The organism is Streptomyces sp. H51, from assembly GCF_035656535.1.
Lineage (GTDB): Bacteria > Actinomycetota > Actinomycetes > Streptomycetales > Streptomycetaceae > Streptomyces.
In genome coordinates, this window is record NZ_JAYMHD010000083.1 from 75606 (window position 1) to 89427 (window position 13822).

Sequence of the window (13822 nt, forward strand, 5' to 3'; positions counted from 1 at the left end):
CGCCGCAGGTCGTCACGGAGCGTAGAGGAGCTATGTCCCTGAGTGACGATCCTGGTGTATCGTCCCGACAGGGGCTGCGCCGCGCACCGTTCGGCGCCGGGGACGGACTTGAGACTGTGAGGGGGGCGACGGGCGATGCACGGCCTATGGACGAACGATCCGACGCGGCGGAGCCGCCGGCGGCGACCCTGGCGCGCGGCCGCACGCCGACGCGGTCACCACACCGGTCACGGCTGCCGGCACAGCCATCACCACCACAGGCACAACAGCCGTCGGCGGCAGGCGCATCCGGCCCACCGGGAGCTGTGGGACGCGGGAGCCGAGCGGACCTGGAGGATCCGGTGACCTCGCCGCCGCCTCCCACGACCACCGTCGACGGAGTGCCGCGGCCGCGGTGCTCCCCGGGTGCGCCGCCGCGTCGCCGTGCGGCCGTCGGCGGACCGTGCCTGGTCCGCCAGCTCGTGCTGGCCCTGGTCTGCGCGGCGTACGCCGTCGGGTCCGCCGTCGGCTGGGGATCCGACGAAGTCGCGCTGATCATGGGCGACTTCGGGCTCAGCGCCGCCGCGGCCACCGCCGCCGTGTCCTGCGGGCTGTACGCCCGCGACCGCCGCGTCCGCTTCCGGCCGGCCTGGACGCTGTTCGCCCTGTCCTCCGCCATGGCGGCGCTGGGCAACGGGGTCTGGGGATGGTACGAGGTCGTCCTGAAACGGCCCGTGCCCAGCCCCAGTTACGCCGACCTGTTCTTCCTGTGCTTCGCGCCGCCCGCCATCGTGGGGCTGCTGGTGCTCGCCAAGCGGCCCGTGACGAAGGCGGGCTGGGTGTGCCTGGCGCTGGACGCGTGGCTGATCGGCGGCTCGCTGCTCACGCTCTCCTGGAGCCTCGCACTCGCCCAGGCCGCCCGGTTCGACGGACCCAGCGTCGCCTGCACCGCCCTGTCGCTGGCCTACCCGCTGCTGGACATCGCCCTGGTCAGCATGGTTCTCGCGCTGCACTTCAGGCGCTCCGCGGTCAACCGCACGGCGGTCAACACCGCCATCGGCGCGCTCGCCCTGACCGTGATGTGCGACGCGCTGTTCACCTCGCCGCTGCTGCACGACAGCTACCACTCCGGCCAGTTGCTCGACGCGGGCTGGTTCGCCGGCTCCCTGCTCCTCGCCTACGCCCCCTGGGCCGCGTCCCGGCGCGCGCAACAGGAGACCGGCGGTGGCCCGGAGTCCGGCGGCCGGGAGTCCGGCGGTCCGGAGTCCGGCCGGCACGACTGGCACGGCGGGCACGACCGGCACACCGGGCCCGGCGAGCATGGCGGCCACGACGGGCGTGGCGGCCACGGCGAGCATGGCGGTCACGACGGGCGTGGCGGTCACGACGGGCACACGCGTGTGATGCGCGAGCACCTGCCGGGCGGGCGGGGCGGCCCACCCGGGCACCCCGCGCCGCCGCAGCCGGGCGAGCCCGGCCGGTACCCCGCCGCCCGGCCGATCGCCGGCTCGCTGGCCGCCCTCACGCCCTACCTCGCCGCCGCCGTCTGCACGCTGGGCATCCTCTACAACGTACTCAGCGGCCGCAGCGTCGACCGCGTGGTGCTGCTGACCGGCGGCACGGTCGTGCTCGCCCTCGTGGTGCGCCAGGGCATCATGCTGCTCGACAACATCACCCTCACCCAGGAACTGGCGCAGAAGGAGAACCACTTCCGCTCCCTGGTACAGGGCTCCAGCGACGTCATCATGATCGCCGCGCCCAACGGCATCCTCCGCTACGTCTCCCCGGCCGCCGCCGGGGTCTACGGACGCCCCGCGGAGGACCTGGTGGGCACGGAACTGGCCAACCTCATCCACCCGGAGGACCTGGGCCGCGTGGTGCACGAGGCGCGCCGCTTCCTCGCCGCCAGCCCGCTCCAGGAGCCCACCACCCGCATCGAGTGCCGGTTCCGCTCCGGCGACGGGGGCTGGCTCAACGTCGAGTCCACCGTCAACCGCCACCACGGCGGCCTCATCTTCAACAGCCGGGACGTGACCGAGAGAGTGCGCCTGCAGGCGCAGTTGCAGCACAACGCCGAACACGACCCGCTCACCGACCTGCCCAACCGCGCCCTGTTCACCAAGCGCGTCCAGCAGGCCCTGTCCGGCCGCCGGTCCTCCGACCGCGGGGCCGCGCTGCGCGGCACGGCCGTGCTCTTCATCGACCTCGACGGCTTCAAGGCCGTCAACGACACGATCGGGCACCAGGCCGGGGACGAACTGCTCGTCCAGGCCGCCCGCAGACTCCAGGACGCCGTCCGGCACGGCGACACGGCCTCCCGGCTCGGCGGCGACGAGTTCGCGGCCCTGATCGCCGGGGACGGCGGCCGCGACCGCTCCGCCCGCGAACGCCACATAATGGAGCTCGCCGAGCGCCTCAGGGCCACGCTCTCCCAGCCGTACCTCATCGACGGCAACGATGTCCGGGTCAACGCCTCCATCGGCGTCGCCTTCGCCGAACCGGGACTCGGCGCGGGCGAACTGCTGCGCAACGCCGACCTCGCCATGTACCGCGCCAAGGCGGGCGGCAAGGGCCGCGTCGAGCTGTACGCGCCGCAGATGCAGCAGGACGTGGTGCGAAAGGCCGAACTCGCCACGCGGCTGCGCGCGGCCCTGCACGACGGCGAGTTCACGCTGCTGCACCAGCCGGTGGTGCGCCTGTCGGACGGCCGGATCACGGCGGTCGAGGCGCAGGCGCGCTGGCGCTCGTCCCAGGGGGTGCTGTTCACCCCGGCCGAGTTCCTGCGCGTGGCCGAGGAGAGCGACAGGACGCAGGAACTGGACCGCTGGATCCTCGAGGAGGCCGTCGCCCAGGCCGCCGAGCGCGCCTCGGCCGGCCTGCCGGTGCCGGTGGCGGTCCGGATCGGCGCCCGGCGGCTGCTCGACCGCGCACTGCCGCTCAGCTCGATGGAAGCGCTGCTGACCCGGCACCGACTGCCGTCCGGTGCGCTGGTGATCGAGCTGTCCGACACCGACTGCCGGGTCTCGCCGGACGAGCTGGAGCGGCGCCTGTCGGCCCTGCGGCGGCTCGGCGTCCGGATCGCGCTGGACGGCTTCGGCGGCGGCCACGGAGCGATCACGGCCCTGCGCAGACTCCCCGTCGACGTGCTGAAACTCGACCGCTGCCTGGTCGAGGGCGTCGCCGAGTCCGCGCGGCTGCACAAGATCACCAGCGGCCTGCTGCGCATCGCCGGCGATCTCGGGCTGCAGTCCGTGGCCGTCGGGGTGGACCAGCCCGAGCAGGCCGTCGCCCTGCGCGCGATGGGCTGCACGCACGGGCAGGGCATGGCGTTCTCCGGTCCGCTGGAGGAGTACCGGCTGCGCAGAGCGCTCGGTTCCGGCCACTGCGCGGTGCCGCACGGACCTGTCGAGCCCGTGTTCGCGGGTGGCGTGAGAGAGACGACGGGGCGGGTGTACTCCAGCGGGGTGACGGCCGTCCTGAGGGGCTCCAGCGCCCTCCGCTCACATGATGAGACTCCAGTCCCACCGGCTTGACACGCGGTATGCGGTGGGGAGAGGGTCGGTTCCATGCGCACCCGAATTCTCGTACTTGGAAAGCGCGTCGGCTGACGCTGGTGACGTCCGGACGGACCCGGAACTCCCAGCCCACACACCCGGCGCGCTCCCCTCGCTTGCCTTACGGCACGAGGGGTTTTTTGTTGCACAGGCGCCTGTCGTGCAGCAGCCCAACACCGCCCAAACCTCGCAAAAACCCTCAGCATCGAGAAGAGAATGCCGATGACCGAGCAGGCCACCGGGGCCCACCATCCGCAGCCGCGGCCCCGATCCGGAGGACAGCACTCCGCCCCCGAGCACGTCACGGGTGCGCAGTCCCTCATCCGCTCTCTCGAGGAGGTCGGCGCCGACACGGTATTCGGCATTCCCGGCGGTGCCATCCTTCCCGCCTACGACCCGCTGATGGACTCGACCCGGGTGCGCCACGTCCTGGTCCGCCACGAGCAGGGCGCCGGCCACGCGGCCACCGGCTACGCGCAGGCCACCGGCAAGGTCGGCGTCTGCATGGCCACCTCCGGCCCGGGCGCCACCAACCTGGTGACGCCGATCGCGGACGCCCACATGGACTCGGTGCCGCTGGTGGCGATCACCGGCCAGGTCGCCTCCTCGTCGATCGGCACGGACGCCTTCCAGGAGGCGGACATCGTCGGCATCACCATGCCGGTCACCAAGCACAACTTCCTGGTCACCAAGGCCGAGGACATCCCGCGGGTCATCGCGCAGGCGTTCCACATCGCCTCCACCGGCCGCCCCGGCCCGGTCCTGGTCGACATCGCCAAGGACGCCCTCCAGGCGAGGACCACCTTCTCCTGGCCGCCCGTCATGGACCTGCCCGGCTACCGCCCGGTGACCAAACCGCACGCCAAGCAGATCCGCGAGGCGGCCAAGCTGATCACCTCGGCCCGGCGGCCGGTCCTCTACGTCGGCGGCGGTGTGCTCAAGGCGCACGCCACCGCGGAGCTGAAGGTCCTGGCGGAACTCACCGGAGCGCCCGTCACCACCACCCTGATGGCGCTCGGCGCGTTCCCCGACAGCCACCCGCTGCATGTGGGAATGCCGGGCATGCACGGTGCGGTCACCGCCGTCACCGCGCTGCAGAAGGCCGACCTGATCGTCGCCCTCGGAGCCCGCTTCGACGACCGCGTCACCGGCAAGCTGGACAGCTTCGCCCCGCACGCCAAGATCGTCCACGCCGACATCGACCCCGCCGAGATCGGCAAGAACCGCGCCGTCGACGTGCCGATCGTCGGGGACGCCCGCGAGGTCATCGCCGACCTGATCCAGGCCGTGCAGAAGGAGCACAGCGAGGGCCACAAGGGCGACTACACCGCCTGGTGGAAGGACCTGTCCCGCTGGCGCGACACCTACCCGCTCGGCTACGACCTGCCCGAGGACGGCTCGCTCTCCCCGCAGCAGGTCATCGAGCGCATCGGCCGGCTCGCCCCCGAGGGCACGGTCTTCACGGCGGGCGTCGGCCAGCACCAGATGTGGGCCGCGCACTTCATCCAGTACGAGAAGCCCGCCACCTGGCTGAACTCCGGCGGCGCGGGCACCATGGGCTACGCCGTCCCGGCCGCCATGGGCGCCAAGGCCGGCATGCCGGACCGGACCGTCTGGGCGATCGACGGCGACGGCTGCTTCCAGATGACCAACCAGGAACTCACCACCTGCGCCCTGAACAACATCCCGATCAAGGTCGCCATCATCAACAACGGCGCCCTCGGGATGGTCCGCCAGTGGCAGACGCTGTTCTACAACCAGCGCTACTCCAACACCGTGCTGCACTCCGGCCCGGACGACGTCAACCCCGATGCCAGGGGCACGCGCGTGCCGGACTTCGTGAAGCTGTCCGAGGCGATGGGCTGCGTGGGGCTGCGCTGCGAGTCCCCGGACGACCTCGACAAGGTCATCGCGGAGGCGAACGCGATCAACGACCGTCCGGTCGTGGTGGACTTCATCGTCCACGGGGACGCGATGGTCTGGCCGATGGTCGCCGCCGGCACCTCCAACGACGAGATCATGGCCGCCCGGGACGTCCGCCCCGACTTCGGCGACAACGAAGACGACTGAGCGAGAGAGACCACGAAGACATGTCCAAGCACACGCTCTCCGTCCTGGTGGAGAACAAGCCGGGCATCCTGGCCCGGATCGCCGCCCTCTTCTCGCGCCGCGGCTTCAACATCGACTCCCTCGCGGTCGGCGTCACCGAGCACCCCGACATCTCCCGCATCACCATCGTCGTGGGGGTGGAGGAACTGCCGCTGGAGCAGGTCACCAAGCAGCTCAACAAGCTCGTCAACGTCCTGAAGATCGTCGAGCTGGAGCCGGCGCAGGCCGTCCAGCGCGAACTCGTCCTGGTGAAGGTGCGCGCCGACAACGAGACGCGCTCCCAGATCGTCGAGATCGTCCAGCTGTTCCGCGCCAAGACCGTCGACGTCTCCCCGGAGGCCGTCACCGTCGAGGCCACCGGCTCCACCGAGAAGCTGTCCGCCATGCTCAAGATGCTCGAGCCGTTCGGCATCAAGGAGCTGGTGCAGTCCGGCACGATCGCGATCGGACGCGGCGCACGTTCGATCACGGACCGGTCGCTGCGCGCTCTCGACCGGTCGGCATGACGGCGGATGCGGGCGACCGGGTGACACCGGCCGCCCGCATACCGAGACCGTGAGACTTCCCTTCCCCCCGCCGTCATACGGTGGGACGCAACACCAGCACTCAAGGAGAGAACCCAAAGTGGCCGAGCTGTTCTACGACGCCGACGCCGACCTGTCCATCATCCAGGGCCGCAAGGTCGCGGTCATCGGTTACGGCAGCCAGGGCCACGCCCACGCGCTGTCGCTGCGTGACTCGGGTGTCGACGTCCGTGTCGGTCTGCACGAGGGCTCCAAGTCCAAGGCGAAGGCCGAGGAGCAGGGCCTGCGCGTGGTGACCCCGGCGGAGGCCGCCGCCGAGGCCGATGTGATCATGATCCTGGTCCCGGACCCGATCCAGGCCCAGGTCTACGAGGAGTCCATCGCGCCGAACCTCAAGGACGGCGACGCCCTGTTCTTCGGCCACGGCTTCAACATCCGCTTCGGCTTCATCAAGCCCCCGGCCGGCGTCGACGTCTGCATGGTCGCCCCGAAGGGCCCCGGCCACCTGGTGCGCCGCCAGTACGAGGAGGGCCGCGGCGTTCCCTGCATCGTCGCCGTCGAGCAGGACGCCTCCGGAGGCGCCTTCGCGCTGGCGCTGTCGTACGCCAAGGGCATCGGCGGCACCCGCGCCGGCGTCATCAAGACCACCTTCACCGAGGAGACCGAGACCGACCTGTTCGGTGAGCAGGCGGTCCTGTGCGGTGGCACCGCGGCGCTGGTCAAGGCGGGCTTCGAGACGCTGACCGAGGCCGGCTACCAGCCGGAGATCGCCTACTTCGAGTGCCTGCACGAGCTGAAGCTGATCGTGGACCTCATGTACGAGGGCGGCCTGGAGAAGATGCGCTGGTCGATCTCCGAGACCGCCGAGTGGGGTGACTACGTCACCGGCCCGCGGATCATCACCGACGCCACCAAGGCCGAGATGAAGAAGGTCCTCGCCGAGATCCAGGACGGCTCCTTCGCCCAGAACTGGATGGACGAGTACCACGGCGGCCTGAAGAAGTACAACGAGTACAAGAAGCAGGACTCCGAGCACCTGCTGGAGACCACCGGCAAGCAGCTGCGCAAGCTGATGAGCTGGGTGAACGAGGAGGCGTAAGCCTCCTGGCCGCGGGGCCGGAGCGGATCGCTCCGGCCCCGTTGTCCAACTCGTCCAGCCTCGGACGGGTGATCCTTCCGCGGCGGCGTGAGACGACGCCCACGGCGCCACTAGACTGCTGCACAACAAACGCGTCAGGCCCACAGCGTCGTGCGTCTTCCACGCGGCCCAAGGGCCTGTCTGACATTCCTGCCTGCCTCGCGGCGTCTCCTCGGGCGGACGACGGGAATGGCCAGACCGGCCCCAGCACCCCTCCACCGCCTGCGGCCGTCGGGACGGCCGTCCGCATCGCACATGTGAGGACCACGTGAGCTCGAAACCCGTCGTACTCATCGCTGAAGAGCTGTCGCCCGCGACCGTGGACGCACTCGGACCCGACTTCGAGATCAGGCACTGCAACGGAGCGGACCGAGCGGAGCTGCTCCCCGCCATCGCCGACGTCGACGCGATCCTGATCCGCTCCGCCACCAAGGTGGACGCCGAGGCGATCGCCGCCGCGAACAGGCTGAAGGTCGTCGCGCGAGCCGGCGTCGGCCTCGACAACGTCGACGTCTCCGCCGCCACCAAGGCCGGCGTGATGGTCGTCAACGCCCCGACCTCCAACATCGTCACGGCCGCCGAGCTCGCCTGCGGCCTGCTCCTGGCCACCGCCCGCAACATCCCGCAGGCCAACGCCGCGCTGAAGAACAGCGAGTGGAAGCGCAGCAAGTACACGGGCGTGGAGCTCGCCGAGAAGACCCTCGGCGTCGTGGGCCTGGGCCGTATCGGCGCGCTCGTCGCCCAGCGCATGTCCGCCTTCGGCATGAAGGTCGTCGCCTACGACCCCTACGTGCAGCCCGCGCGGGCCGCGCAGATGGGCGTCAAGGTGCTGTCGCTGGACGAGCTGCTGGAGGTCTCCGACTTCATCACCGTCCACCTGCCCAAGACCCCCGAGACCCTCGGCCTGATCGGCGACGAGGCGCTGCGCAAGGTGAAGCCGAGCGTGCGCATCGTCAACGCCGCGCGTGGCGGGATCGTCGACGAGGAGGCGCTGTACTCGGCGCTGAAGGAGGGCCGCGTCGCGGGCGCCGGCCTCGACGTGTACGCCAAGGAGCCGTGCACGGACTCCCCGCTGTTCGAGTTCGACCAGGTGGTGTGCACCCCGCACCTCGGCGCGTCGACGGACGAGGCGCAGGAGAAGGCCGGCATCGCCGTCGCCCGGTCGGTGCGGCTCGCCCTCGCCGGTGAGCTGGTCCCCGACGCGGTGAACGTCCAGGGCGGCGTCATCGCCGAGGACGTCAAGCCGGGCCTGCCGCTCGCCGAGCGCCTCGGCCGGATCTTCACCGCGCTCGCGGGCGAGGTCGCGGTCCGCCTCGACGTCGAGGTGTACGGCGAGATCACCCAGCACGACGTGAAGGTGCTGGAGCTCAGCGCCCTCAAGGGCGTCTTCGAGGACGTCGTCGACGAGACCGTCTCCTACGTCAACGCCCCGCTGTTCGCGCAGGAGCGCGGCGTCGAGGTGCGTCTGACGACCAGCTCGGAGTCGGCCGACCACCGCAACGTGGTGACCGTGCGCGGCACGCTCGGCAGCGGCGAGGAGGTGTCGGTCTCCGGCACGCTGGCCGGCCCGAAGCACCTGCAGAAGATCGTCGCCGTCGGTGACTACGACGTCGACCTCGCGCTCGCCGACCACATGGTCGTCCTGCGCTACGAGGACCGTCCGGGCGTCGTCGGCACGGTGGGCCGGATCTTCGGCGAGGCGGGCATCAACATCGCCGGCATGCAGGTCGCCCGCGCGGCGGTCGGCGGCGAGGCGCTGGCCGTGCTGACCGTCGACGACACGGTGGCCGGGAACGTGCTGTCCGAGGTCGCCGAGGAGATCGGGGCGACGTTCGCCCGGTCGGTGAACCTCGTCTGACGCGACCGGACCGCACGGACGCACACGAACGCCGGACGGGCCGAGGAGCATCCTCCTCGGCCCGTCCGGCGTTCTCGCGTGCCGTCAGCCGTCCCGCGCACCGGCCTTCCGCAGCGTCGCCGCCGCCGTCCCGGCCAGCAGGACCGCCGCCGCGATCGCCGCCCCGTGCATCCCGGCGGTGAACGCCTCGCGGGCCGCCGTCGCCAGCCCCGGGACGCCGTCGGCGACGGCCAGCGCGCCGCCCAGCGTCTCGCGGGCCGCGTCCGGAGCCGAGGCCGGGACGTCGTGGCGGTAGACGGCCGTGCCGATGGAGCCGAGGACCGCCATGCCGAGCGCGCCGCCGAACTCCGCGCCGGTCTCCATCAGGGAGGACGCGGAACCCGCCCGCTCCACCGGGGCGCTGCCCATCGCCAGGTCCGTGATCTGCGAGATCACCACGACGATCCCGGAGGCCAGCACGCCGCAGGCGGCCAGCAGCAGCCACAACGAGTCCGCGTCCGTGAGGACCAGCAGCACGTAACCGGCGGCGGCGATCGCGAAACCCGCGGCGACCACGTGGGCGCGGTCGACGCCCCTCCGCACGAGCGCGGTCGCCGCCGGGGCCGCCATGCCGATCGGCACCGAGGGCAGCAGCGCCCACAGGGCCGCCTCCAGCGCGCTCCTGCCGAGCACCGACTGCAGGTACTGCGTGGTGAAGAACGCCGAGCCCGTCATCGCGAACGAGGCGATCAGGTTGAGGACCACGGACGGGGCGAAGCCGCGGCCGCGGAACAGGGCCGGGTCGATCAGCGGTGAGGCCGCGGTGCGCTGGCGGTGGACGAAGGCGGCCGCGAAGAGCAGGCCGACGGTGACCGGGACGACGTACCGGACGTTCCAGCCCTCGGACGGGATCTCCTTCAGGCCGTAGGTCACCGGGAGCACGGCGGCCATCGACAGCGGGACGCTCGGCCAGTCGAAGCGGCCGGGGGCGGGGTCGCGCGACTCCGGCAGCAGCAGGGGGCCGAGGACCAGCAGCAGCGCCATCGCGGGCAGGTTCACCAGGAACACCGAGCCCCACCAGAAGAACTGGACCAGCACGCCGCTGAGCACCGAGCCGAGCGCGATGCCGGCCGTCATCACGCCGGACCACAGCCCGATCGCCTTCGCCCGCTGGGCGGGGTCGGCGAACATCGTGCGGATCAGCGCCATCGTCGACGGCATCAGGGTGGCGCCGCCGACGCCGAGGACCGCGCGCGCCGCGATCAGGGTCCCCGCGCTGTCGGCGTACGCCGCCACCAGGGATGCGGCGCCGAAGGCGGCCGCGCCCAGCAGCAGGAGCCTGCGGCGGCCGACGCGGTCGCCGAGCGAGCCCATCGTCATCAGCAGGCCGGCCAGGGCGAAGGCGTAGACGTCGAAGATCCACAACTGCTGGGTGCCGCTCGGCCGCAGGTCGGCGCTGATCTCCGGGACGGCGAAGTACAGGACGGAGACGTCCATCGAGACCAGCAGCAGCGGGAGCATCAGCACGCCCAGCGCGGTCCATTCGCGGCGGCCGGCGCGCCGGCCGGCCGAAGTGGTGGCGGTGCTCGTCGAGTTCGTCATGCCAGGCGACTGTACGGACGTATAAAACAGCTGTCTAGTACGAGCGTATAAATCGTTCGTCTAGGACGGATGTATGGAACGGCGCTAGGGTGTGGGCATGGGACACCGTGAGGATCTGCTCGAGGGCGCCAAGCGCTGCCTGCTGGACAAGGGGTTCCTGCGCACGACGGCGCGGGACGTCGTGAAGGAGTCGGGGACCAACCTGGCGTCGATCGGTTACCACTACGGGTCGAAGGACGCGCTGCTGGTGGCGGCCTACGTCTCCCTGATCGAGGGCATGGGCGACCGCTTCGACCCGGGCTGGGGCGCGGGCGGTGCGACGTCGGCCGCTCCGGGGTCGCTGGAGCGGTTCCGGGAGGTGTGGGGCAACGTCATCCGCGCGCTTCCCGAGTCCCGCGCGGTCTGGCTGCTCACCTTCGAACTGATCCTCCAGGGCGACCGGCTCCCGGAGGTGCGCAAGCTGCTGATCCAGGCCCAGGAACAGGGCCGGTCCGGCATCGTGCCGCTCTTCACCGGCGTCCCCGAGGACGAGGTCGATCCGGAGACCGTGGACACCGAGGGCCGCTTCTACCAGACCCTGCTGCAGGGCCTCGTGGTCCAGTGGCTCTTCGACCCCGGCTCCGCCACCGACGCCGACCGCCTGACGGAGGGCCTGCGCAGGGTGATCGAGGGCGCGGGGAAGACGACCTGAGCGGGGCGGCCGCGGCGATCCGGCCGAGGGGAGCCGGGGCCGGGCCCGGCGGTCACAGCCGGGCCGCCTTCAGGGCCATGTGCAGCAGCAGCCGGTGCTCGCCGTCGTCCAGGTCGAGGCCGGTGAGCTGCTCCACGCGGGAGAGGCGGTAGTAGAGGGTCTGGCGGTGGATGCCCAGCTCGGCGGCGGTGCGGCCGGCCTGGCCCGCGCGGTCCAGGTAGACCTCGGCGGTGCGGGCCAGCTCCCGGTGGGCGGGGGAGAGCAGGGCGTGCACGGCGGGGTCGCGGGCCACGTCCGGCGGCAGCGACGTCAGCAGGCGGAACGGCCCGATGCGCGCCCACTCGGCGACCGGGCCCAGCCGCGGCTCGGCCAGCGCCGCCCGGGCCGCCGCCGCGGCCTCCCGCCAGGCCGCGCCCAGGTCCGCGAGCCCGGCGCGCGCGGCGGCGACCCCGGCCGCCGGGCCGGAGTCCGCCCCGGCCGGCCGCCCCGCCCGTTCCAGCAGCCGTGCCGCCGCCGACGTCGCCGCGGTCAGGGCGTCCGCGGAGCGCAGCCGGACCAGCAGGGCGAGGCACTGGGACGCCGTTCCCCAGGGCACCGTGCACAACGCCGTCGCGCCCGGCACCGTCCGCACCGAGGGCGCGTCCTCCGGGTCGGCCGAGGGCCAGGGGGCCACGCACACCACCGTGTGCGGGCCGTCCGCGCGGGCGCCGAGGGCGGTGCGCAGCTCCGCCACCGCCATCTCCCGCTGCCACCCCCGCTCGGCGGTCAGCACCGCCCGCAGCTCCCGGGTGAGGTCCGCGCCGTGCTGCGCCTCGTCCGCGAGCAGCGCGCCGATCCGGGCCGTCACCGCCATGGCCGCGTCGAGCTGCCGCTCGGTCGGCCCCGGATCGTCGTCGAGCAGCCAGACGTAGCCGAGCACGACCCCCCGGTGGCGTGCGGGCAGGCAGATGCGCCCGCGGTAGACCCCCGCCTCCTGGCTGGGCGGGATGCGCACCGGCCCGGTCGCGCGGGTGATGCCGAAGCCCTCGAACCAGGTGCGCACCGCCGGGGTGGAGCGCCGGGACAGGATCGAACGGGTGCGCACCGGGTCCAGGGCCGACGCGTCGAGGTCGCGCTCGCTGTCGTAGGCGCCGAAGGCGATCAGCTCGAAGTCCCGGTTCTCCAGCGTCGCGGGCGCGCCCAGCAGCTCGGAGATCTCGTCGACCAGCTCCTGGTAGTCGCCCTTGTAGTCCGAGGTCACCCGGGCATTGTCCCGCATACCGGCGAACCCTTCATACATCTGTCTGAGATCTGCGGCACGGATGCGTGACAGCTGTCGATGGCCGACGATCGGAGGGATCCTTAGGTTTCACGGTGGTACTCCGTGCCGTGCCCGCATCGCCGGGTTCCGGCCCCCTTCTGGCCTTGTTGTGGAGGTGCCCCGTGCTGGGTCCCGTGATTCTCGCCGCGTCGCGCAGCGACCGGATGCGACGCCTGATCTCGGCGGCGCCGGGGACCAGGCAGGTCGTCGACCGCTTCATCCCCGGCGAGACCGTCGACGACATCGTGCCGGTCATCCAGGACCTCACCGGCAAGGGCCTGGAGCTGACCATGGACGTGGTCGGCGAGGACATCACCACGCCCGAGCAGGCCGCCACGGCCCGGGACGCGTACCTGGAGCTCGTCGACCGTCTCAAGGACCTCGAACTCGGTCCGCGGGTCGAGATGTCCGTCAAGCTGTCCATGTTCGGACAGGCGCTGGCGGGCGGCCACGAACTGGCGCTGAGCAACGTCCGGCCCGTCGTCGAGGCCGCCGCCGCGATCGGCACGACCGTGACGCTCGACGCGGAGGACCACACCACCCTCGACTCGATGTTCGCCGTCCACGACGCGCTGCGCGAGGACTTCCCGCAGACCGGCTGCGTGATCCAGGCCTACCTCTTCCGCACCGAGGACGACGCCCGCCGGCTCGCGGCGAACGGCAGCCGGGTGCGGCTGGTGAAGGGGGCGTACAAGGAGCCCGCCTCGGTCGCGCACCAGCGCAGGCACGAGATCGACAAGGCGTACGTCCGGATCCTGCGCACCCTGATGGAGGGCGGGGGATACCCGATGATCGGCTCCCACGACCCGCGCCTGATCTCCATCGCCCAGGAACTCGCCCGGCGCGCCGGGCGCAAGCTCGACGAGTACGAGTTCCAGATGCTGTACGGCATCCGCGGCGAGGAGCACCTGCGGCTGGCCGCCGAGGGCCACCGCATGCGCGTCTACACCGCCTACGGCACCGACTGGTACGGCTACTTCATGCGCCGCCTCGCGGAGAAGCCGGCCAACCTGCGCTTCTTCCTGCGCTCCACGCTCACCCAGGGCTGAGCCCGAACACCCGCTCACGTACAAGGAGTTACGGATCTC

9 protein-coding genes are annotated in these 13822 nt (G+C 71.9%); 7 read left to right on the forward strand and 2 right to left on the reverse strand.

Going from position 1 to position 13822, the window contains the following annotated elements:
* Positions 1-341 precede the first annotated feature (341 nt).
* The 5 genes from VKA29_RS33000 (at position 342) to serA (ending at position 9162) form a co-directional block, all read left to right on the forward strand.
* Positions 342-3512 (forward strand): putative bifunctional diguanylate cyclase/phosphodiesterase, encoded by a 3171-nt coding sequence (locus tag VKA29_RS33000; protein WP_324789711.1) that lies wholly within the window; start codon positions 342-344, stop codon positions 3510-3512.
* A 243-nt stretch (positions 3513-3755) separates the two neighbouring features.
* Positions 3756-5603 (forward strand): acetolactate synthase large subunit, encoded by a 1848-nt coding sequence (locus tag VKA29_RS33005; protein WP_324789712.1) that lies wholly within the window; start codon positions 3756-3758, stop codon positions 5601-5603.
* Positions 5604-5623: 20 nt separating this feature from the next.
* Complete coding sequence (gene ilvN, locus VKA29_RS33010; RefSeq protein WP_324789713.1) at positions 5624-6148, forward strand: acetolactate synthase small subunit; 525 nt, start codon at positions 5624-5626, stop codon at positions 6146-6148.
* Between the two features lie 118 nt (positions 6149-6266).
* On the forward strand, positions 6267-7265 hold the full coding sequence (ilvC, locus tag VKA29_RS33015; RefSeq protein ID WP_324789714.1) for a ketol-acid reductoisomerase: 999 nt from the start codon (positions 6267-6269) through the stop codon (positions 7263-7265).
* 307 nt (positions 7266-7572) lie between these two features.
* Positions 7573-9162: a phosphoglycerate dehydrogenase gene (gene serA / locus VKA29_RS33020; protein WP_324789715.1), complete on the forward strand. Its 1590-nt coding sequence runs from the start codon at positions 7573-7575 to the stop codon at positions 9160-9162.
* Between the two features lie 84 nt (positions 9163-9246).
* Here the strand turns inward: serA and VKA29_RS33025 are convergent, their stop codons facing one another.
* On the reverse strand, positions 9247-10743 hold the full coding sequence (locus VKA29_RS33025) for an MFS transporter (protein WP_324789717.1): 1497 nt from the start codon (positions 10741-10743) through the stop codon (positions 9247-9249).
* Between the two features lie 97 nt (positions 10744-10840).
* Between VKA29_RS33025 and VKA29_RS33030 the strand changes: the two genes are divergently transcribed.
* Positions 10841-11434, forward strand: coding sequence for a TetR/AcrR family transcriptional regulator (locus VKA29_RS33030; protein WP_324789718.1), 594 nt, complete (start codon positions 10841-10843; stop codon positions 11432-11434).
* Positions 11435-11486: 52 nt separating this feature from the next.
* Here VKA29_RS33030 and VKA29_RS33035 read toward each other — a convergent pair whose 3' ends face one another.
* Positions 11487-12692, reverse strand: coding sequence for a helix-turn-helix domain-containing protein (locus VKA29_RS33035; RefSeq protein ID WP_324789719.1), 1206 nt, complete (start codon positions 12690-12692; stop codon positions 11487-11489).
* A gap of 164 nt (positions 12693-12856) precedes the next feature.
* Between VKA29_RS33035 and VKA29_RS33040 the strand changes: the two genes are divergently transcribed.
* Positions 12857-13783, forward strand: coding sequence for a proline dehydrogenase family protein (locus tag VKA29_RS33040; protein WP_324789720.1), 927 nt, complete (start codon positions 12857-12859; stop codon positions 13781-13783).
* Positions 13784-13822 lie beyond the last annotated feature (39 nt).

Coding starts and splice junctions, on each gene's coding strand:
- VKA29_RS33005 (WP_324789712.1), top strand. CDS start 3,756: ATGACCGAGCAGGCCACCGGGGCCCACCATCCGCAGCCGCGGCCCCGA.
- ilvN (WP_324789713.1), top strand. CDS start 5,624: ATGTCCAAGCACACGCTCTCCGTCCTGGTGGAGAACAAGCCGGGCATC.
- VKA29_RS33025 (WP_324789717.1), bottom strand. CDS start 10,743: ATGACGAACTCGACGAGCACCGCCACCACTTCGGCCGGCCGGCGCGCC.
- VKA29_RS33030 (WP_324789718.1), top strand. CDS start 10,841: ATGGGACACCGTGAGGATCTGCTCGAGGGCGCCAAGCGCTGCCTGCTG.
- VKA29_RS33035 (WP_324789719.1), bottom strand. CDS start 12,692: ATGCGGGACAATGCCCGGGTGACCTCGGACTACAAGGGCGACTACCAG.